Annotated in this window: 19 protein-coding genes; 5 read left to right on the top strand and 14 right to left on the bottom strand. The window is 58.3% G+C overall.

What is annotated here, in order from left to right:
* Positions 1–6 precede the first annotated feature (6 nt).
* The 3 genes from ALO64_RS18480 to ALO64_RS18470 are packed head-to-tail and all read right to left on the bottom strand — an operon-like array spanning position 7 to position 3,034.
* Positions 7–1,005, bottom strand: coding sequence for a lysylphosphatidylglycerol synthase domain-containing protein (locus ALO64_RS18480; RefSeq protein WP_002554093.1), 999 nt, complete (start codon positions 1,003–1,005; stop codon positions 7–9).
* On the bottom strand, positions 1,002–2,252 hold the full coding sequence (gene clsB, locus ALO64_RS18475; RefSeq protein WP_044343380.1) for a cardiolipin synthase ClsB: 1,251 nt from the start codon (positions 2,250–2,252) through the stop codon (positions 1,002–1,004). The genes ALO64_RS18480 and clsB overlap by 4 nt, the downstream gene beginning before the upstream one ends.
* Positions 2,249–3,034 (bottom strand): endonuclease/exonuclease/phosphatase family protein, encoded by a 786-nt coding sequence (locus ALO64_RS18470; protein ID WP_044343381.1) that lies wholly within the window; start codon positions 3,032–3,034, stop codon positions 2,249–2,251. The genes clsB and ALO64_RS18470 overlap by 4 nt, the downstream gene beginning before the upstream one ends.
* Positions 3,035–3,250: 216 nt before the next feature.
* Between ALO64_RS18470 and ALO64_RS18465 the strand changes: the two genes are divergently transcribed.
* The gene (locus ALO64_RS18465; protein ID WP_004656874.1) at positions 3,251–3,790 is read left to right on the top strand and encodes a cytochrome b; all 540 of its coding nucleotides are present in this window, start codon (positions 3,251–3,253) and stop codon (positions 3,788–3,790) included.
* Position 3,791: 1 nt separating this feature from the next.
* Here the strand turns inward: ALO64_RS18465 and ALO64_RS18460 are convergent, their stop codons facing one another.
* The 3 genes from ALO64_RS18460 to psrA form a co-directional block, all read right to left on the bottom strand.
* Positions 3,792–4,532, bottom strand: a complete 741-nt coding sequence (locus tag ALO64_RS18460; protein ID WP_002554097.1) for an S-methyl-5'-thioinosine phosphorylase — start codon at positions 4,530–4,532, stop codon at positions 3,792–3,794.
* A 9-nt stretch (positions 4,533–4,541) separates the two neighbouring features.
* Positions 4,542–5,552 (bottom strand): beta-N-acetylhexosaminidase, encoded by a 1,011-nt coding sequence (nagZ, locus tag ALO64_RS18455; RefSeq protein WP_044323041.1) that lies wholly within the window; start codon positions 5,550–5,552, stop codon positions 4,542–4,544.
* 103 nt (positions 5,553–5,655) lie between these two features.
* Entirely contained in the window at positions 5,656–6,372 is a 717-nt protein-coding gene (gene psrA, locus ALO64_RS18450) for a transcriptional regulator PsrA (protein ID WP_004665746.1), read from the bottom strand.
* 258 nt (positions 6,373–6,630) lie between these two features.
* Between psrA and lexA the strand changes: the two genes are divergently transcribed.
* Both lexA and sulA read left to right on the top strand, forming a co-directional pair.
* Positions 6,631–7,239, top strand: coding sequence for a transcriptional repressor LexA (gene lexA / locus ALO64_RS18445; RefSeq protein WP_044343382.1), 609 nt, complete (start codon positions 6,631–6,633; stop codon positions 7,237–7,239).
* A 9-nt stretch (positions 7,240–7,248) separates the two neighbouring features.
* A complete protein-coding gene (gene sulA / locus ALO64_RS18440; protein WP_004656886.1) occupies positions 7,249–7,719 on the top strand; it encodes an SOS-induced cell division inhibitor SulA in 471 nt (156 codons plus the stop codon).
* Positions 7,720–7,735: 16 nt separating this feature from the next.
* Here sulA and ALO64_RS18435 read toward each other — a convergent pair whose 3' ends face one another.
* The 7 genes from ALO64_RS18435 to ALO64_RS18405 form a co-directional block, all read right to left on the bottom strand.
* Positions 7,736–7,969: a hypothetical protein gene (locus ALO64_RS18435; protein WP_002554102.1), complete on the bottom strand. Its 234-nt coding sequence runs from the start codon at positions 7,967–7,969 to the stop codon at positions 7,736–7,738.
* A 61-nt stretch (positions 7,970–8,030) separates the two neighbouring features.
* Complete coding sequence (locus ALO64_RS18430) at positions 8,031–8,552, bottom strand: DUF6586 family protein (RefSeq protein WP_044343383.1); 522 nt, start codon at positions 8,550–8,552, stop codon at positions 8,031–8,033.
* 131 nt (positions 8,553–8,683) lie between these two features.
* Complete coding sequence (gene topA, locus ALO64_RS18425; RefSeq protein WP_005732652.1) at positions 8,684–11,296, bottom strand: type I DNA topoisomerase; 2,613 nt, start codon at positions 11,294–11,296, stop codon at positions 8,684–8,686.
* Between the two features lie 114 nt (positions 11,297–11,410).
* Positions 11,411–11,647, bottom strand: a complete 237-nt coding sequence (locus tag ALO64_RS18420; protein WP_005732650.1) for a DUF1653 domain-containing protein — start codon at positions 11,645–11,647, stop codon at positions 11,411–11,413.
* Between the two features lie 105 nt (positions 11,648–11,752).
* Positions 11,753–12,928 (bottom strand): acetyl-CoA C-acyltransferase FadA, encoded by a 1,176-nt coding sequence (gene fadA, locus ALO64_RS18415; RefSeq protein ID WP_004656895.1) that lies wholly within the window; start codon positions 12,926–12,928, stop codon positions 11,753–11,755.
* A gap of 4 nt (positions 12,929–12,932) precedes the next feature.
* Complete coding sequence (fadB, locus tag ALO64_RS18410) at positions 12,933–15,098, bottom strand: fatty acid oxidation complex subunit alpha FadB (protein ID WP_044343384.1); 2,166 nt, start codon at positions 15,096–15,098, stop codon at positions 12,933–12,935.
* 658 nt (positions 15,099–15,756) lie between these two features.
* Positions 15,757–16,194, bottom strand: a complete 438-nt coding sequence (locus ALO64_RS18405) for a hypothetical protein (protein WP_002554109.1) — start codon at positions 16,192–16,194, stop codon at positions 15,757–15,759.
* Positions 16,195–16,325: 131 nt separating this feature from the next.
* Here ALO64_RS18405 and ALO64_RS18400 point away from each other — a divergent pair, with 131 nt between their 5' ends.
* Complete coding sequence (locus tag ALO64_RS18400; protein ID WP_002554110.1) at positions 16,326–16,766, top strand: universal stress protein; 441 nt, start codon at positions 16,326–16,328, stop codon at positions 16,764–16,766.
* Positions 16,767–16,832: 66 nt separating this feature from the next.
* Here ALO64_RS18400 and ALO64_RS18395 read toward each other — a convergent pair whose 3' ends face one another.
* A complete protein-coding gene (locus ALO64_RS18395) occupies positions 16,833–18,743 on the bottom strand; it encodes an ATP-binding cassette domain-containing protein (protein ID WP_044343385.1) in 1,911 nt (636 codons plus the stop codon).
* Positions 18,744–18,947: 204 nt separating this feature from the next.
* Here ALO64_RS18395 and ALO64_RS18390 point away from each other — a divergent pair, with 204 nt between their 5' ends.
* Complete coding sequence (locus tag ALO64_RS18390) at positions 18,948–20,876, top strand: transglycosylase SLT domain-containing protein (protein ID WP_044343386.1); 1,929 nt, start codon at positions 18,948–18,950, stop codon at positions 20,874–20,876.
* Positions 20,877–20,901 lie beyond the last annotated feature (25 nt).

Genomic DNA, 20,901 nt, shown 5'->3' with positions numbered 1-20,901 from the left:
TGGCCCTCAGGTCTTAGCTTCCTGCCCCATTCGCTGCTGGTTCTTCTCACCCATTTTCTTCGCGCGTTTTTCCAGCACCAGATACACCACCAATGCAATCAACAGCGGCAGCAGGAAGTAAATGGCGCGGTAGCCGATCAGAGCTGCCAGCAGACTGCCCTTGGAGAACTGGTGAGCCAGCAAGGTAATGAATACAGTCTCAAGCACGCCCAGCCCGGCTGGAATGTGAGTAATGACACCCGCGATGCTGCTGATCAGCAACACACCGAGAATCGCCGGGTAAAACGCCTTGTCGGGCAGCAGCGTGTAAATCACCGCAGCCATCAGCGACCAGTTCAGAGCCCCCAGGCTGGCCTGCATCAAGGCCTGCTTCATCGACGGTAGATTGAATTCCTGATCACGAACGGTCCATGAGCGCTTTTTGGAAAACCGGCAGGCCAACAGGTAGGCAACACACACGGCCAACAGTCCGAAACCGATCAATTGCAGGGTCGTGGTGCCGATCGACCATTCCTCTGGCAACTCCAGAAAACGCATCGAAAACACGAAACCGGCCAGCAGCATGTAGCCCAGCCAGTTGGTAATCAGGCTGAGGCTCAGAATCCGGGTGATGGTCGACACGTCCAGCCCCAACCGGGAATACAACCGGTAACGCAAGGCGATGCCGCCAACCCATGAACTGAGATTGAGGTTGAATGCGTAGCAGACAAAGGTCACAGGCACGATCTGTTTGATCGACAATGTGTGGCGGGTGTAATACCGCGCCAGTACGTCAAAACCGCAATAGGTTGCATAACTGGCAAAGGCCACAACAGCGGCAATGGCCAGAGTGCTGGCCTTGTAGGACGACAGCGCCTGCTTGACCTCTTGCCAGTCAAGGTTCTTGACCAGCAGAAACAACAGGACCGGGACAGCAATGAAGAAAAACAGATTGAATATCCGCTTTGCCCATTTCCATTTGGCTCCCTGCGCACTTCGCGGCGCTGCATTTGCGGCCTGAGTCATGAAATTTTCTCCTGGTCCATCTCGTGGTTGTTCTGTTGCTGTTCGATGACTTTCGCTTCCGGCACCACGTCACCGGCCCGTAACGGCTTGAGGCGCACACCGTGAACTGGGAACAGGCCGGCAATGGCCGGAAAACGCCGCAGGAAAAAGAAGCTTAAAACGATCATCGGCGCACGCCACCACTGGCCGCGCGCCGCGCCCTTGAGGCTCATCTGCTTGCTGTGGGCAGCGGCAAGCTCCATCAGATGGTTTTGCAAATGCTCATTGAGCCCGCGATCACGGATGAACAGATTGGCCTCCAGGTTCAGCGCCAAGCTCAGCGGGTCTAGATTGCTGGAGCCCACGGTGGACCAGTCCTGATCGATCAGCGCGACCTTGCCGTGCAATGCACGTTGCTTGTACTCGTGAATGACCACGCCGTCGCGCAGCAGGTAGGTGTAGGTCAGCCGCGAGCAGACCCGCACGAACGGCATGTCGGGCTGACCTTGCAAAATCAGGGTGACCTTGACGCCCCGCCGTGATGCATTGCGCAGCTCACGCAGAAAGCGGTAGCTGGGATAAAAATACGCGTTGGCCAGGGTGATCCGTTGCTTCGCAGCGCGAATCGCCTCAAGGTACTGCTCTTCGATATCGGTACTGTGCTCGTCATTGTCGCGCTCGGCGAGCAGCATGCTGGCGTCACCGGCGCGGTCCAGCTTCAGTGCAATGGGCGGCAATTTGTCACGAACGACCTTGCTGAGCATGTTCAACGCGCTGTGGTGAATATCGCCAACAATCGGGCCACGGACCAGAACGGCATAGTCCTGTTTGGCCGTCACCCCCGTGTCAGTCATGTGATCGACGCTGTAGTTGATGCCGCCGATAAAGCCCAGTTCGCCATCAATGACGACCACCTTGCGGTGCAGACGGCGGAACAGGTTGGTGCGCATACCCATGAATCGCGGACGCGGGTCGAACAGCTGAATCTGAATACCGGCATCGATCATGGTTTTGACAAACACCGAACTCAGGTCCGATGTCCCGTAGTCATCTACCGTGACAACCACTTTCGCGCCGTTGGCCGCAGCTTGGAGCAACGCCTGTTGCAAGCCCTCGCCAATCCGGTCTTCAAAGATGATGAAAGTCTCGATCAACACCTCTTTGCGCGCGGCCCGTATGCACTCGAACACCCGGGCGTAGAAGTCTTCACCGTTGATCAGCAGCTCTACCGAGTTGCCATCACACCACTGCCCTGTCGTATTACTCATAAGGTCAACTCCACCGCCAGCGGTGCATGATCGGAAAGATGAAACCACGGGCGGCTGGACAATACTTTCGGCCTGTGGGAATTCGCGTTGCGGACATAGATCCGGTCCAGCCGGAGCAACGGCCAGCGGGCCGGAAAGCTTTTGGCCGGCGCGCCGAAGCGCTCGACAAAAACCTCGTGCAACCCGGTGCCCTCCAGCAAAGCATCGGCGCGCTGACGCCAGTCATTGAAATCACCGGCAACGATCACCGGCTCACCCTCGGGAAGACGCGCCATCAGTTCGGCGAGCAGGTTGAGCTGCTGACGCCGATGGCTTTCACGCAAGCCCAAGTGAACACACACCGCATGCACCCGACCGGCGTATGGCACCTCCAGGATGCAGTGCAGCAAACCGCGCTGCTCGGTGCCATGAATGGAAATGTCGAGGTTCTCGTGCTGGATGATCGGGTACTTGGACAGCAGCGCGTTACCGTGATCGCCATCCGGGTACACCGCATTACGACCATAGGCAAAGTCGTTCCACATGCTGTCGGCGAGGAACTCGTACTGGGAAATCGTCGGCCAGTCCTTGACGCTGCGCGCATGGCTCTGGTGCTCGCCGTGCACTTCCTGAAGAAACACGATATCGGCCGATACAGTACGCACAGCCTCACGCAACTCCGGCAAAATGAAGCGGCGATTGAAAATGCCAAAGCCCATGTGCATGTTCATGGTCAGTACATTCAATGAAACACTGGCGGACACTGGCGTTGCTGGGCCGACAGGCGGATTGGCACTGGTCAAGACTCGCTCCCGGGTGAATATTCACGTCATATGAAGCCACCCATCGGCACAGGTTCCGTCCCGTGTCGCCTGTGCTGCGTATTTGCCATATTCAGTCGGGCATATTCAATGGCACTGATCTGACGCTGAAAAAAACGCGTACAAATGAAACGCAGGATCCCGGCAACTGCCTAAACTGCTTACCGGACCTGTAAAAAAGCGACAAGGAATCCAACCGTGGATGCACCGACTTCTCAACGCTACACCGCACGAGCCAGATGGCTGCACTGGGTCATGGCCATACTGATTGTGCTGGCGTATACCCTGATTCTGAGCCGCAGTCAGTTTGGCAAGGGTTCTGAATACCGCACACTGGTCGTGCAGAGCCATTTCTGGGTGGGGATTGTGATTCTGGCCATGGCGTTTTTCCGCGTCGCCGAACGTCGACGGCATCGTCCGCCCGGCATAACGCCGCCGCTTGAAGGCGCGTTGCGCTTAGCCGCGACACTTACGCATTACGCGCTGTATGCGTTCCTGTTCGCTCAGCCTTTATTGGGTCTGCTGACGGTGATGGTGGAAAAAGGCGCGTTACCCATTCCCCTCACCGACCTGCAGATACCCTGGCCCCTGCCGACCTCGGATCGCAGGGCCGAAACGTTCGAAGATGTGCACAAGCTGCTGGGCTCGATCTTCTATTACGTCATCGCCCTGCACGTAGTCGCCGCGCTCTGGCATCACCTTGTGCGCAAGGACAATACCCTCAAGCGCATGCTGTAAGTCAGGAGGCTGACAGAACCCGGGCGAGCGTGGCTTTTACCTTGCCCATACCATCGCGCAGGGCCTGTTCGATTTCTGCCATGGTTATGACAGTGGTCGACTTGCCCGCTGCCGGATTGACCACCAGCGCCAGGCAGGCGTATTCCAGCTCCAGCTCACGGGCCAGAGCGGCCTCGGGCATACCCGTCATGCCGACGATGTCGCAGCCATCACGCTCAAGGCGGATGATTTCGGCGACCGTCTCCAGGCGCGGCCCCTGAGTACAGGCATAGACACCCCGATCAGAGAACTCGCACCCTTCAGCGGCCAGTGCTGCAACCAGCCGCGCCCGTAACGCTTCGCTGTAGGGATAGCTGAAGTCAATGTGCGTGACCTCTTCCAGATCATCGGCAAAGAACGTGTGCTGGCGACCGCTGGTGTAGTCGACCAGATCATGCGGCACGCAAAAGTGCCCGGTGCCCATCGCAGGATGTATGCCACCTACCGCATTGACCGCCAGAATCGCTTCGGCACCAGCCTGCTTCAAGGCCCAGATGTTGGCCCGGTAGTTGACCTGATGCGGTGGCAAACGGTGCGGATGACCATGCCGCGCCAAAAACATCACTTCGCGACCGGCATAATCGCCGATCTGGATTTCGCCGGAAGGTGCGCCATAAGGCGTGTTCATCGGCAAGGACTGCCGAATGTTCAGGCCTTCCAGCTGGGTCAGGCCAGTCCCACCAATAATCGCGTAAACAGTCATCGCAAATTCTTAATCGATCAGTTGAGCAGCGCGCAGGGCCTGAAGCGCGGCCTGCCAGCGCGGGTGTTGCCGATAATCAGTACTGGCTGATGCCTGACCGCGCATACGCGCGATGCGCGGCGAAGGCCTGACTTTCAGGCGCTGAGCCGCACCGAGGGCCAGCTCTGCCGCAGCGCGGTCGTTGCATACCAGCCCCATGTCGCAACCCGCCGTCAGCGCAGCCTCGATACGGCTGGCGGCATCACCGACCACATGGGCACCGGCCATCGACAGATCATCGCTGAAAATAACACCGTCAAATTTCAGCTCGTCGCGCAGGATGTCTTGCAGCCAGCGCTTGGAGAAACCGGCAGGCTGCGAATCGACTTTCGGGTAGATGACATGAGCAGGCATCACTGCAGCGAGCTGTCGGCTCAGGCGTGCGAACGGCACCAGATCGCTGGCGCGAATCTGTTCCAGACTGCGCTCGTCATTCGGGATAGCCACGTGAGAGTCGGCTTCGGCCCAGCCGTGGCCAGGGAAATGCTTGCCGGTCGCAGACATGCCAGCCGCGTTCATGCCACGAATAAAAGCCCCTGCCAGCAGCGCAGCACGCTCCGGGTCGCCCTCAAACGAACGCGTCCCGACGACCGCGCTGCGCTGGTAGTCCAGATCCAGCACCGGAGCAAAACTCAGGTCCAGGCCGACAGCCAATACTTCGGTGGCCATCAGCCAGCCGCAATGCTCGGCCAGCAGCACAGCATCTGGCTTGTCGGCAATAGCGCGCATCGGCGGTAGACGCACGAACCCCTGCCGCAGGCGCTGGACCCTGCCGCCCTCCTGATCAACTGCCAGCAGCAAGTCCGGGCGAACGGCGCGAATCGCCGCACTCAGTTCACGAACCTGACGGGGATGCTCGATGTTTCGGGCAAAGATAATCAAACCGCCCACTTCGGGCTGACGCAGAAACTGACGGTCTTCGCTGGTCAGCCAGGTGCCGGCGACATCGACCATCAGGGAGCCTTGCAGGCCAGAACTCATAGAAAAAACCCTTACACACCAGTGCCCATTTGCAATCCGGGCATGGTGCTTGATCCTGAAGCCTGACGCAATGCGATGCACCGGTACATTAAGGCTTGGAGCGTCAGGCCTTGGCGACCGCAGGCGTGCCGGTGCTGCTCTTGCTACGCGGCCTGAGTTGAGCGGCGATCATGGTCGGGTCACTGACGCCGGTGTCGGCACGCATGCCTGCGGCCAGAAACGGCACCATCAGGCGCATGACCTGCTCGATGGAGGTATTGACGCCAAAATCGGTTTCGGCAATCGCACGCAAGGCCTTGATGCCGGACATGCTGAATGCAGCGGCACCGAGCATGAAGTGCACGCGCCAGAACAGCTCGATAGGCGGAATACGGGGGGCGGCTTCGTTGACCAGCGTCATGTAACGACGGAACACCTTACCGTACATGTCTTCAAGATAACGGCGCAGGTGGCCCTGACTCTGACTGAAGGCAAGCCCTAAAAGACGCATGAAGATCGACAGGTCGTTACCGCTTCGCGGTTGCACGACAAGCGCCTGCTCGACGAGGATCTCCAGCAGTTCTTCCAGGCTCGGCTTGTGTTCGGGTTTTGCCTGGCGACGCTCCAGCTCGCGATCGAGACTGATGCAGAACGGGCCGAGAAAACGTGAGAACACCGCCTGAATCAGCGCCTTTTTCGAACCGAAGTGATAGTTCACCGCAGCCAGATTGACCGAAGCCTTGCTGGTGATGAGACGCAAGGAGGTTTCAGCAAACCCCTTTTCTGCGAATAACTGCTCGGCAGCATCAAGAATGCGTTCAACGGTTTCCGACTGGGCCATGGCTCTCTGCCTAACAAACGAACGTTTGAAACATACGTATCAGGCGCCCCGTTTGTCAAGCGGACCCGTTCATTTTGTGGCTGAACAGTCAAGAAACTGGATGTTAAATGACAATAGACAGCTTATGCAGCGCTTTTTGACGCAAGGCTTCGCAACCACACATCGCACCGCTTGGCAGCGAAAGTAAAAAGGATGATTGCCAACGCGCGTTCACTGTATATAATCCCAGTCACTGTATAAAAAGCCAGAGCGCCCATCATGATCAAACTGACGCCACGCCAGGCTGAAATCCTGGGCTTCATCAAACGCTGCCTGGAAGACAACGGCTTTCCACCTACACGTGCGGAAATAGCCCAGGAGCTGGGTTTCAAATCGCCCAACGCAGCGGAAGAACACCTTAAGGCATTGGCTCGCAAAGGCGCCATCGAAATGACCCCTGGTGCCTCACGCGGCATCCGCATTCCCGGCTTTGAAGCACGGTCGGATGAAAGCAGCCTGCCGGTCATTGGTCGCGTAGCAGCTGGCGCGCCGATTCTGGCTCAGCAACATATCGAAGAGTCCTGCAACATCAACCCTTCCTTTTTCCACCCCAGCGCCAACTACCTGCTGCGCGTTCACGGTATGAGTATGAAGGACGTCGGGATTCTGGATGGCGACCTGTTGGCGGTGCACACCACTCGCGAAGCACGTAACGGCCAGATCGTAGTTGCCCGGATCGGCGACGAAGTCACCGTCAAGCGTTTCAAGCGTGAAGGCAGCAAAGTCTGGCTGCTGGCTGAAAACCCTGATTTCGCCCCTATCGAGGTCGATCTCAAGGATCAGGAGCTGGTGATCGAAGGTTTGAGCGTCGGCGTCATTCGCCGCTAAGGAGGCGTTATGCAGTTCCATCAAGCACCGCATTCACAATTGCCACTGTTCGAGGCGTTTCTGGCTCAGCCCATCGCCCCGCTACTTGCCGATGCAGTCGAAACACCCTGGGGCAACGAGCCAGAACTCTTCAGTGAACTGTCTTTGCGCGGCGCCGCCGGGAACTGCCTGAACCTTCTGGCCCCTATCCTTCGGGAACTGAGCGAAGAAATCGACGCACGCTGGCTGACGCTGATTGCGCCACCCTCAAGCCTGACCCAGACCTGGTTGCGCGATGCAGGACTCAACAGGGAACGGATTCTGCTACTGCAGCCGCGCGGCACACAAAGTGTACTGGAGCTGACTCGCGAAGCACTCAGACTTGGCCGTAGCCATACGGTTGTGAGCTGGATCAATCCACTTGGCACCGCAGCGCGTCAGCAATTGATCAGTGCTGCAAAAATCGGGGAAGCACAGAGCCTGAACATCCGGCTGGGCTAAAAAGCCCGGTCGCCGATCAGTGCAGGACGTGGGGCACGTCATCCTTCTCGACTTCGCCCTCAGCCAGACGGCCAGCCATCTGTACGCCCACACTCAACATGGCCTTGGCGACTTCAACATGCTGACCTTGCATGAACGCTTTGGCATCCGCAGAGAAATCAAGCGTCACCAGAGAACCCTCGTCATCGGCACGACGCAGTTCAATACGTCCGTCAGGCAGTTCGACAATTTCCAGGAAAGAGGTAGGCATTACAGTTACTCCGCAAGAGGCGGGCATTGTAACAGCCTGCCAGCCTGCACTTCATTGGTTTTCAGCACTCGCTCAGGCCTTCACGAAAACGGATGGCCAACCCTTTGAGTTGCTGACGCCAGTTTTCGAGCTCTTCACGTGTCAGTTCAGACTCCGGCTCAGCGTCCAGGTTCACAGCCTGTATCATCGGCTGCGTGACGTCACCCTTGAGCTTTTTCGGTGCACGCGGCGGCTCATACAACGCGTTATAGGCCGTCAGCAACTGAGCCAGCCATGTCTGGCGGTTCTGGGCAAGCTCAACCAACTCGGCCATTTCGGGAATTGCTATGGCGTTCAGCACTTCCTGAGTCAACAAGTCCTCCGCACGACGCGAGCCGGCCTGCGGCAGTCGGTAGAACCCCGCGATCTCGTGGCACAAGCCGAGCAGCGCGCCATACAGATGAAACAGGGCGGACTCACGCCCGGCCTGCAACAATGCAGGCGCGTTCACCGCCTGCCCCTTCTCCGCCTTCCCCAACGCGTCGAGCGCAAGCCCTGCGAAATAGATCTTCTGGTTGGTACGGGTATAGAGCTCATGAGCCATGGCGAGACTCTCCATAACAATGGGATAGAGGACAGCATAGCCTGTGGCACCGGATCAGTCTGGCACCGCAGGCCGTGCCTGTCGAAAACAGCGCCCGACACGTTTGCGTCGGGCANNACGGGCGCTTGCGATCAACGCTTGTCTTCAACCTTCCAGGCGCTGCCGTCGTAGAACGCACGCCAGCCCGTAGGCTTGCCCTCTACTTCGGTCTGGACATACTGCTCTTTGGTCTTGCGACTGTAACGGATCACTGTTGGACGACCGTCCGGATCCTTCTTCGGCGCTTCGCAAAGGAAGTGGTACTTGGGATCGATTTCGTCCTTGTGCGGCGCGATCTCGATAACCAGCGGGGCACGGGTTTCACGGTTTTTCGGGAACTGGCTGGCAGCCAGGAACAGGCCCGAAGCGCCGTCACGCAGAATGTAGGTGTCGTCGACCTTGTCGCACTTGAGCTCCGGCATCTTCACCGGGTCCATCTTCGGTGGTGCTGCGTCGCCGCTTTTCAGCAGCTTGCGGGTGTTCTTGCACTCCGGATTGGTACAGCCGAAGAACTTGCCGAAACGACCGGTCTTGAGCTGCATTTCGCTGCCGCACTTGTCGCATTCCAGACTCGGGCCTTCGTAGCCTTTGATCCGGTAAGTGCCTTCCTCGATCTCGTAACCTGTGCAATCGGGGTTGTTGCCGCATATGTGCAGTTTGTGCTTTTCGTCGAGCAGATACGCGTCCATCGCCGTGCTACAGATCGGGCAGCGATGTTTACCGCGCAGAACCCGCGACTCGGACTCGCCCTCGTCATCGTCGGCAATTTCGTCGCCGGGGGTCAGATTGACAGTCGCCTTGCAGCGTTCCTTGGGCGGCAGGCTGTAGCCGGAGCACCCCAGAAACACACCCGTCGAGGCGGTGCGAATCTGCATCGGGCGGCCGCATACCTTGCACGGGATATCGGTCATCACCGGCTGGTTGGCACGCATGCCGCCATCAGCGGCCTCGGCCACGTCGAGCTTTTTACGGAAATCACCGTAGAACTCGTCCAGGACGTTTTTCCAGTCGCGCTCACCCTGAGCCACGTCGTCGAGGTTTTCTTCCATCCCGGCGGTAAAGCCATAGTCCATCAGGTTGGAAAAGCTTTCGGACAGACGTCCGGTGACGATGTCACCCATTTTTTCCGAGTAAAAGCGGCGATTGTGCAGCGCCACGTAGCCACGGTCCTGAATGGTCGAAATGATCGCGGCGTAGGTCGACGGGCGACCGATACCGCGCTTTTCCATTTCCTTGACCAGACTGGCTTCGGAATAACGCGCTGGCGGCTTGGTGAAGTGCTGGCTGGGGTCGAGCTTGTTCAGCTTCAGCGCTTCACCCTGCGCCATGTCCGGCAGAACGTCGTCATCGCCCGGCTTGGCCATCTGTGGCAACGCACGGGTATAGCCGTCGAACTTGAGGATGCGGCCCTTGGCGCGCAGCTCGAAGTCGCTTGCGGCGACCGTGACAGTGGTCGACAGGTATTGTGCAGGCAGCATCTGGCAAGCCACGAACTGACGCCAGATCAACTCGTAAAGGCGCTCGGCGTCACGCTCCATCCCGGCAAGCTTGGTCGGGTGGGTGTTGACGTCGGAAGGTCGAATCGCTTCGTGAGCCTCTTGCGCGCCTTCCTTGCTGCTGTAGACGTTAGGCGATTCCGGCAGGTACTTCTTGCCGAACTCGGTTTCGATGTAGTCACGCGCCATGCTTACCGCGTCGGCCGATAGATTGGTCGAGTCGGTACGCATATAAGTGATGTAGCCAGCCTCATACAAGCGCTGTGCCATCATCATGGTCTTCTTGACGCCGAAGCCCAGGCGATTGCTCGCCGCCTGCTGCAGGGTCGAGGTGATAAACGGCGCCGAGGGCTTGCTGCTGGTCGGCTTGTCTTCACGCTTGACGATGCTGTAGCTGGACGCCTTGAGCTTTTCAAGGGCTACCATGGCCTGGGTTTCGTTCAGCGGTTTGAACGCTTCGCCGTTTTCACGCGCCACTTCGAACCGCACATTGGCGCCTTTGGCGGTGCCCAGATCGGCGTGGATTTCCCAGTATTCTTCAGGGTTGAACGCGCGAATTTCGCGCTCACGCTCCACCACCAGCTTCACCGCAACCGACTGCACACGACCGGCAGACAAACCACGGGCTACTTTCTGCCAGAGCAGCGGCGAGACCATGTAGCCTACGACGCGGTCAAGGAAACGACGCGCTTGCTGAGCGTTGACCCGGGCAATGTCCAGCTCGCCTGGCTTGGAAAACGCTTCCTGAATGGCTTTCTTGGTGATCTCGTTGAACACCACGCGCTTGTAGCGGCTGTCATCCCCGCCGATGGCTTCGCGCAGGTGCCAGGCAATGGCTTCCCCTTCGCGGTCCAAGTCCGTCGCGAGATAGATGGTGTCGGCATCCTTGGCGAGCTTGCGCAGCTCTTCAATGACCTTTTCCTTGCCAGGAAGGATTTCGTACTTGGCCTTCCAGCCATGTTCCGGATCGACTCCCATGCGCGAGACCAGCTGGCGCTGCGCCTTTTCTTTAGGCGTCAGTACCGGGCCCTCGCCCGCAGCAACCTTGCCACGCTTGGCGGCAGGGTCTTTGGCGGCACTAGCCGAACCGCTGGTGGGCAGGTCTCGGATATGGCCGATACTCGACTTCACCACGTACTGGTTGCCCAAATACTTGTTGATGGTCTTGGCCTTAGCCGGGGATTCCACGATGACCAGCGATTTGCCCATGGATCAGAAAATTCCTGAATAACTAGATGAAAGACAGTGAGGAGCTTGTAAAGGCCACGCTATATATAGTGGCTACAAGGTGAGGTCAAGCACAGCCTGTTGTGCAATTCCTTCTCACATTGGTGAAAACAGGCTGGGTTCAGCCTCAACCAGAGCAAAGCGCGGGACGTGCTCGCCGTCAACCTCGACCGACTCCAGAAACATGCTCAAGGGACGCACCCACATCCCGAAATCGCCGTACAGAGCCTGATAGAACACGACTTCCTCTTCGGTTTCGGAATGCCTGGCAACACTGAAAACCCGGTACTGCGGGCCTTTGTAATGGCGATAGAGCCCTGGTTGCAGTTGCATGCTGCGGTCCTCTTGTAACACGTTCAAAAAATTTGGCTGAAGAAACCTTTTTTTCAAAAAACAAAAGCCGGGGCACCAAGCCCCGGCTCGCATCACACACAGGAATCAGACGCGTTCGAAAACGGTCGCGATGCCCTGCCCCAGACCAATACACATGGTAGACACACCGAAGGTGCCGCCATTTTGCTTCATGACATTGAGCAAGGTGCCGGAGATGCGCGCGCCGGAACACCCAAACGGATGACCCAGAGCGATGGCGCCGCCGTGCAGGTTAACCTTCTCGTTCATCTTGTCGAGCACTTTCAAATCTTTCAACACCGGCAAGGCCTGTGCAGCGAAGGCTTCGTTGAGCTCGATGAAGTCGATATCGGCGATCGTCAGGCCTGCACGCTTGAGCGCTTTCTGAGTTGCCGGAACCGGACCATAGCCCATGATCGCTGGGTCGACACCGGCCACGGCCATCGAGCGAATCACCGCCAGAGGCTGGATACCGAGGTCCTGGGCGCGCTGCGCCGACATGACAATCATGCACGACGCACCGTCAGTGATCTGCGAGGACGTACCGGCAGTCACGGTGCCACCTTTTGGATTGAACGCCGGCTTGAGCGCGGCGAGACTTTCCAGGGTGGTGTCCGGACGAATGGTCTCATCGTAGTCAAAGACCTTGAGGAAGCCGTTCTCGTCATACCCCTGCATCGGGATGATCTCATCCTTGAACTTGCCTTCCAGCGTCGCCTTGTGGGCCAACTGGTGGGAACGCAGGCCGAAGGCATCCTGCTGCTCGCGGGTGATGCCATGCATTTTGCCGAGCATTTCAGCGGTCAGGCCCATCATTCCGGAGGCTTTGGCAGCGTGCAGGGACATGTGCGGGTTCGGGTCCACGCCATGCATCATGCTGACGTGGCCCATGTGCTCCACACCACCGATGACGAACACGTCACCGTTGTTGGTCATGATCGCCTGCGCAGCGGTGTGCAGCGCGCTCATGGACGAACCACACAGACGGCTTACTGTCTGCGCAGCCGAAGTGTGCGGGATCTGGGTCAGCAATGACGCCATGCGCGCGATGTTCCAGCCCTGCTCCAGGGTCTGGTTGACACAGCCCCAGATCACGTCCTCGACTTCAGCCGGATCAACCTTGTTGTTGCGCTCGAGCAATTTGCTGATCAAATGCGCGGACATGTCTTCAGCGCGGGTGTTGCGGTGCATGCCGCCCTTGGAGCGACCCATCGGGGTACGACCGAAGTCGACAATCACGACGTCTCTTGGATTAAGGCTCATTCGTTCATTCCTCGGAAGACGCTTGACCGAAGAAGCTCTGGCCTTTACTGGCCATTTCACGCAGCTTCGCGGTCGGTTGATACAGGGCACCCAGCTCGGCGTATTGGTCAGCCAGGGCAACGAATTCGGCAACACCGATGGAGTCGATGTAGCGCAGCGCACCGCCACGGAATGGAGGGAAACCAATACCGTAGATCAGGCCCATGTCGGCTTCGGCAGCGGTTTCGACGATGCCGTCTTCCAGGCAGCGAACCGTTTCCAGGCACAACGGGATCATCATCCAGTTGATGATGTCTTCATCGCTCACTTCACGCTGTTCGTAGACGATCGGCTTGAGCACATCCAGCACAGCCGGGTCATTGACCTTCTTGGGCTTGCCCTTCTTGTCGGTCTCGTAGGCGTAGAAGCCCTTGCCGTTCTTCTGTCCCAGACGTTTGGCTTCATACAGCGCGTCAACCACAGAGCGGCGATCATCCTTCATCCGGTCAGGGAAACCTTCGGCCATGACATCACGGCCATGGTGGCCGGTGTCGATACCGACAACGTCCATCAGGTAGGCAGGCCCCATCGGCCAGCCGAATTTCTCCATGACCTTGTCGATGCGCACGAAATCCACGCCTGCGCTGACCAGCCTGGCAAAACCGCCGAAGTACGGAAACAGTACGCGGTTGACCAGAAAGCCCGGGCAGTCGTTGACCACAATCGGGTTCTTGCCCATTTTCCTGGCGTAGGCAACGGTCGTGGCGACCGCTTCTTCGCTGGACTTCTCGCCACGGATCACTTCCACCAGCGGCATCATGTGCACCGGGTTGAAGAAGTGCATGCCGACGAAGTTTTCCGGACGCTTGAGGGCCTTGGCCAGCAAGCTGATCGAGATGGTCGAAGTGTTGGACGCCAGAATGGTGTGCTCACCCACGTTGGCTTCGACTTCCGCCAGTACCGCCTGCTTGACCTTCGGGTTTTCGACAACCGCTTCGACCACCAGGTCGACGTTGCCGAAATCGCCGTAGGAAAGCGTAGGACGAATCGCGTTAAGCGCTTCGGCCATCTTCGCCGCAGTCAGACGGCCTTTTTCCAGACGGCCGCCAAGCAGTTTGGAGGCTTCGTTCAGACCCAGCTGAATGGCTTCTTCGCGGATGTCCTTCATCAGGATCGGCGTGCCCTTGACTGCCGACTGATAGGCAATGCCGCCGCCCATGATCCCGGCGCCCAGTACGGCGGCCTGTTTCACTTCCTTGGCGACTGCGTCGTAGCCCTTGGCTTTCTTTTTCAGTTCCTGATCGTTCAGAAACAGGCCGATAAGGCTCTGCGCAGCAGATGTCTTGGCCATTTTCACGAAACCGGCGGCTTCGATTTCCAGCGCCTTGTCACGACCGAAATTGGCGGCTTTCTGGATGGTCTTGATGGCCTCGACCGGTGCCGGATAGTTCGGTCCGGCCTGACCTGCGACAAAACCTTTGGCGGTTTCGAATGCCATCATTTGCTCGATGGCATTGAGCTTGAGCTTGTCCAGCTTGGGCTGGCGCTTGGCCTTGTAGTCGAGCTCGCCGGAAATGGCGCGCTGAATCAGGTCAAGGGCCGCGGCCTGAAGCTTCTCGGGTGCAACTACCGCATCAACGGCACCAACCTTCAGAGCATCCTCTGCGGAGCTTTCCTTGCCTGACGCGATCCATTCGATTGCGTTGTCAGCACCTATGATGCGCGGCAAACGCACAGTACCGCCGAAACCAGGGTATAGGCCCAGCTTGACTTCGGGCAGACCGATGCGAGCACTGCTGGAGATGACCCGATAGTCTGCGGCCAGGCACATTTCCAGACCGCCGCCCAGCGCAATGCCGTTGATAGCGACAACGGTGGGCACGCCCAGATCTTCGAAATCGCTGAAAATCCTGTTGGCTTGCAGATTGCCCGCAACCAGTTCGGCTTCCGGCAACTTGAAGTTGTCGACGAACTCGGTGATGTCGGCACCGACGATGAACACGTCCTTGCCACTGCTGACGATCACGCCCTTGACCGAGGCATCGGCCTTGATTGCATAGACTGCCTGACGCAATTCATTGAGGGTGAGGCGGTTGAACTTGTTGACGGACTCACCCTTGAGATCGAAATTCAATTCGACGATGCCACTTTCAAGAGCCTTAACCGTGATGGCTTTACCTTCGTAAATCATCAACTGATCTCCACAATATGGAAGCTGAACAATACCCGCCGGACATTAATGTCCGACGGGGNNAGGGGCTACGACGTCGCCGCCGATGAACTCGCCAAATCACACGTTTACCCGCCGCGACGTGGTAGCCAGGATTCTGTCAGAGCCTTCTGACGACCAAACGATCATTTCATACGCCCGTTTGATTTGGGTACGCACACCATCAGGCATAACCGAGAGATTGTCAATTCGACTAAACACTCGAAAATATTCGTTTTCGCGGGAATATGCAGGCACTCCATAATGCCCACGCCTGTGTGCGATCCGCCATCATTCGCCAGCGTGATAGTAGCCGAACTCAGGTGCTGTAGCCTGATCTAGAGAGCGTGACACGAGACAGCTGTAGGCCAGGAAAATCAGGCGCGGACGCACCGCCTGAGGGCACATACAAAAAATATTTGCAGGAATCGCGACAAAATGGAGCAAAAGGGCTAGAGTCGCAACACTGCGCCACAAGAGGCTCGCAATGCAGCTGATTTGCGGGTGCGCAACAGCGAAGGCCGACACGGCAGCGAAAGCCTGTCGGCACGCGACGAATTATCGGCCTGCCTGGCCAACCCCGGCCCGATGTTTTTATCGGGCTTTTTAATGCCTGCGATTTAATGCCTTTGAATCAGGCTCAGGCCAATTCCCTGAGCAGCTTATCAATACGCTGCAACACTTCTGCCTCGCCCCGCTCCGCCCAGTACACGGCAACCATCTGCCCGTCAGCTTCGACCTTGTAGGCATCTGCGGGCAACGTCTGCAGATGAGGCAGCAGCTTTGGATCTTCGCAGACCTCACGCCAGCGGTTGCGCCAGACGCCCGGTTCGCTCTGCCAGTAAACCCAGGCATCTGCATGCGAGCCCAGTCGCGGGCGATGGTACTGCGCGCAAGGGCTTGGCGGTTCTTTCGTCAGCCAGTGCGGCCACTCTTGCGGGGCAAGCTGCATACCCATTCCCAGACGGCGCGCCTCCATGCGCAATGCCATCCTGCCGCTCTGATGACGCGACGGGCGCAACCACACAAGCGGGCTCAGCATCACACCAATGATTGACAGGACTATCCAGACCGTCATATTTCTTGCCCCCAAGCCGATTTCGGACTTCTCACAACATTTTTGAAAACAATGGCTTGCACAAGGGTCTGCCCAGATGCGAACGAAAGAGCCATACTCCCACCATCGCAATGTTCCCGGAGGACACCCTCATGCCGTACGAACACATTCTGGTTGCCATTGACCTCACCGATGAGTGTGACCCGGTCATCCGTCGCGCCAGCTTGCTGGCCAAGGCCAGCGAAGCAAAACTGTCAGTGGTGCACATCGTCGAGCCAATCGCCATGGCATTTGGCGGTGATGTCCCGATGGACCTTTCGCAACTGCAACAACAACAGATCGATCAGGCCAGGGAAAAGCTCGGAAAGCTCAAACTCAAGTACCCGCAGCTGGAAAACAGTGAAAGCCATATGGTGTTTGGTCAGCCACGACAGGAAATCCACAAGCTGGCCAAGAGCGAAGCTTGCGACCTGATCGTTGTCGGCAGCCATGGCCGCCATGGCCTGGCCTTGTTGCTTGGCTCCACCGCCAACGACGTCCTGCACGGTGCTCCGTGCGATGTGCTGGCAGTGAGCCTTAAAAAGCCCGAGTAATCTGACCTGCTACAGCGAAAAGCCCGGTTACCCGGGCTTTTTTGCATCACACGAACGCGTCAGCGATCACTCGTCCAGTTCGGCCCAGCGCTCCAGCAGCTTGTCCAGCTCGGCCTGCAGGTTTTCCAGCTGCGCCAGCACGGCAGCAGTCTGTTCCGCAGAACGCTGGTAAAAGCCCGGCTCGGCCATTTCTGCAGTCAGGACGGCCATCTTGCCTTCAACCTCATCGATCTGTGCAGGCAGCGCCTCCAGCTCGCGCTGAAGTTTGTAGCTAAGCTTCTTCTTGGCGACCGGCATGTCCTGCGCGGCAACCGGTGCGGCCTGCACCACAGCGCTGGCCAGTTCGGCCTTGCCCGACTTGGTGTCGGCAACACCCAGAAGACGCGGCGAACCGCCCTGACGCAGCCAGTCCTGATAACCACCGACGTATTCGCGAACCTTGCCTTCACCTTCGAACACCAGCGTGCTGGTGACGACGTTGTCCAGGAATGCCCGGTCGTGACTGACCATCAGCACGGTGCCCTTGAAGGTCAGCAAGACCTCTTCGAGCAGCTCCAGAGTTTCGACGTCCAGGTCGTTGGTCGGTTCGTCGAGCACCAGCAGGTTGGCAGGCTTGCTGAACAGCTTGGCCAGCAACAGACGGGCACGCTCGCCACCGGACAGCGCCTTGACTGGCGTGCGGGCACGTTGCGGGCTGAACAGGAAGTCACCCAGGTAACTCAGAACATGACGGCTCTGGCCATCGATGTCGATGAAATCACGCCCCTCGGCAACGTTGTCGATCACGGTCTTTTCCAGATCGAGCTGGTGACGCAACTGGTCGAAATAGGCCACATCCAGACGCGTACCGACTTCAACCTTGCCACCGGTCGGCTGCAGGTTGTCGAACATCAGCTTGAGCAATGTGGTCTTGCCGGTGCCGTTCGCGCCGAGCAGACCGATACGGTCTTCGCGCTGCAGGACCATGGAGAAATCCTTGATCAACATCGGGCCACCCGGATGGGCAAAGCTGACGTTGTCGAGAACCATGACCTGCTTACCGGATTTCTCGGCAGTATCGAGCTGGATATTGGCCTTGCCGGTACGTTCACGGCGCTCGCTACGCTCTACACGCAGCTCCTTCAGGGCACGCACGCGGCCCTCGTTACGGGTACGTCGAGCCTTGATGCCCTGCCGGATCCAGACCTCTTCCTGAGCCAGACGCTTGTCGAACAGTGCGTTGGCAGTCTCTTCGGCTGCCAGTGCGGCTTCCTTGTGGACCAGAAAACTGGCGTAATCGCCGTCCCAGTCGATCAGGCCACCGCGGTCCAGCTCAAGAATACGGGTCGCAAGGTTTTGCAGGAATGCCCGGTCGTGCGTGATGAACAGCACCGCACCCTGGAAATCCTTGAGGGCTTCTTCAAGCCAGGCGATAGCGCCAATATCCAGGTGGTTGGTCGGCTCGTCGAGCAGCAGCAGATCCGGCTCGGAAACCAGCGCCTGAGCCAGCAGAACACGGCGACGCCAGCCACCTGACAACTCGGCCAGGGTCTTGTCGGCAGGCAACTGCAAGCGGCTGAGAGTGCTCTCGACCAGTTGCTGCAGGCACCAGCCATCACGGGCTTCGAGGTCCTGCTGAACATGCATCAGCTTGTTCAGGTCTTCCTCGGTGACGCAGTTCTGCGCCAGATGGTGGTATTCGGCCAGCAACGCACCGACGCCATCCAGACCTTCGGCCACCACGTCGAAGACAGTCCGTCCGTCGGCTACCGGCAATTCCTGGGGCAATTCGCCGATCTTGAGGCCGGGCGCACGCCAGACAGCCCCGTCATCAGGCTTCTGAACGCCTTTTACCAGCTTCAACATGCTGGATTTGCCTGTGCCGTTACGGCCGATGATGCACACCCGCTCACCACGGGCGATCTGCCAGGACACCTTGTCCAATAACGGCATGGCGCCGAAAGCAAGGGACACATCGCTGAATTTGAGCAGGGTCATGAGCTTCTCCAAAAACCGGGCGCGCATTCTACCTGAGATAACCGGCGGATGTCGGGAATCGTGGCACCCGTGACAACTTCCACATACCCTTCATAACCGACAATTATTTCCATATGAGACAAGCTCGTCGGCAATGCTTTCACCATGAGCTGGCAAAAGGCTAAGCTAGCAATACTTTTCACGACTCATCTGCTCGGAAGTCTCATGCGCAGTCGTTTGTTCAGCTTTTTATCGTGCCTGCTCCTCTCCACCACCGCCATCCAGACTGCTCATGCGGTAGACCTCAACCAACAACGCAAGTATTACGACGAAGCCAAGCGTGCGCTGGCCAAGGGCGATTCAGGCCCGTATCAGATGTACAGCACGGCGCTGGCCGATTATCCGCTGGAGCCCTACCTCGAATACGACGAGCTGACGGCGCGCCTGAAGACTGCCAGCAACGCGGAAATCGAGAAGTTTCTTGCCGAGCATGGAGACCTGCCACAGGCCAACTGGATGAAGTTGCGCTGGTTGCGCTGGCTGGCGGAACGCGGTGACTGGCAACCGTTCGTCAAGTACTACGACCCGAAAATGAATTTCGTCGAACTGGATTGCCTGTACGGCCAATACCAGTTGAGCAACAACAAGCGTGCCGAAGGCTATGCCAGCGCAGAAAAACTGTGGATGACCGGCAAGACACTGCCAGCCGCCTGTGACGGCTTTTTCGCGCAATGGGCAGCCGCAGGCCAGTTGACAGAGCAGAAACGCTGGCAACGGGCCAAACTGGCCGCTCAGGCACGCAATTACAGCCTGGCCAACACACTGGTCAACAGTCTCAACTCGCTGGCCCCGCAAGGACGCCTGCTGCTGACCGTCGCCCAGAAGCCGGAAATGGTCAACAACCCCGCGCAGTTCGCGCCGGTGGATGAAGCCATGTCCGATGTGGTCGGCCTTGGCCTGCGCAGACTGGCCAAGGAGGATCCGCAGAAAGCCCTGTCGATGCTCGATGGCTACGCGGCAACCATGCACTTCTCCCGTGAAGAGCAGGTGGAAATTGCCAAGGAAATCGGCCTGACCCTGGCACGTCGCTACGACGACCGCGCCCTGGAGGTCATGACCCGGTACGACCCGGAGCTGCGCGACAATACGGTTACCGAGTGGCGTATGCGTCTGCTGCTGCGGCTGGGTCGCTGGGAAGATGCCTACGAACTGGCACGTCGACTGCCCAAGGACCTTGCTGCAACCAATCGCTGGCGTTACTGGGAAGCCCGCTCTCTGGAACTGGCGCAGCCCAACAGCCCGCTGATTGCCGCTCTGTACAAGGACGTGGCCAAAGAACGCGACTTCTACGGTTTTCTGGCGGCCGATCGCACACAAAGCCCCTATCAGCTCAACAACAAGCCCCTGGTGCTCAGCCAGGCGCTGATCAACAAGGTACGCAATACCCCTGGAGTGCGTCGTGCGCTGGAGTTTCATGATCGCGGCGAAATCGTCGATGGACGACGCGAGTGGTATCACGTCAGCCGCCAGTTCAACCGTGACGAAATGGTTGCCCAGGCCAAACTGGCCTACGACCTGAAATGGTATTTCCCGGCCATTCGCACGATCAGCCAGGCGCAATACTGGGATGATCTGGACATCCGCTTCCCGATGGCCCATCGCGACACGTTGGTACGCGAAGCCAAGGTGCGTGGCTTGCACTCAAGCTGGGTATTCGCCATTACCCGCCAGGAGAGCGCCTTCATGGATGACGCTCGCTCGGGCGTCGGCGCCAGCGGCCTGATGCAGTTGATGCCCGCCACCGCCAAGGAAACTGCCCGCAAGTTCAGCATTCCGCTGGCCTCGCCGCAGCAGGTGTTGGACCCGGACACCAACATTCAGTTGGGCGCTGCCTATCTGAGTTCGGTGCATGCCCAGTTCAACGGCAACCGCGTGCTTGCTTCAGCCGCCTACAACGCCGGGCCAGGCCGCGTACGCCAATGGCTGAAAGGTGCCAATCACCTGGCCTTCGATGTCTGGGTAGAGAGCATACCGTTCGATGAAACCCGCCAGTACGTACAGAACGTGTTGTCCTATTCGGTGATCTACGGCCAGAAACTCAACTCGCCTCAGCCGCTGGTTGACTGGCACGAGCGGTTTTTCGACGATCAGTGACCGGTCGGCAGGAGTGCTTCTCAGA

Source organism: Pseudomonas meliae (assembly GCF_001400515.1).
Taxonomy (GTDB): Bacteria; Pseudomonadota; Gammaproteobacteria; order Pseudomonadales; family Pseudomonadaceae; genus Aquipseudomonas; species Aquipseudomonas amygdali.
Note: the sequence above shows the minus strand (reverse complement) of the source record. Positions and strands in the feature narration are given on the sequence as shown.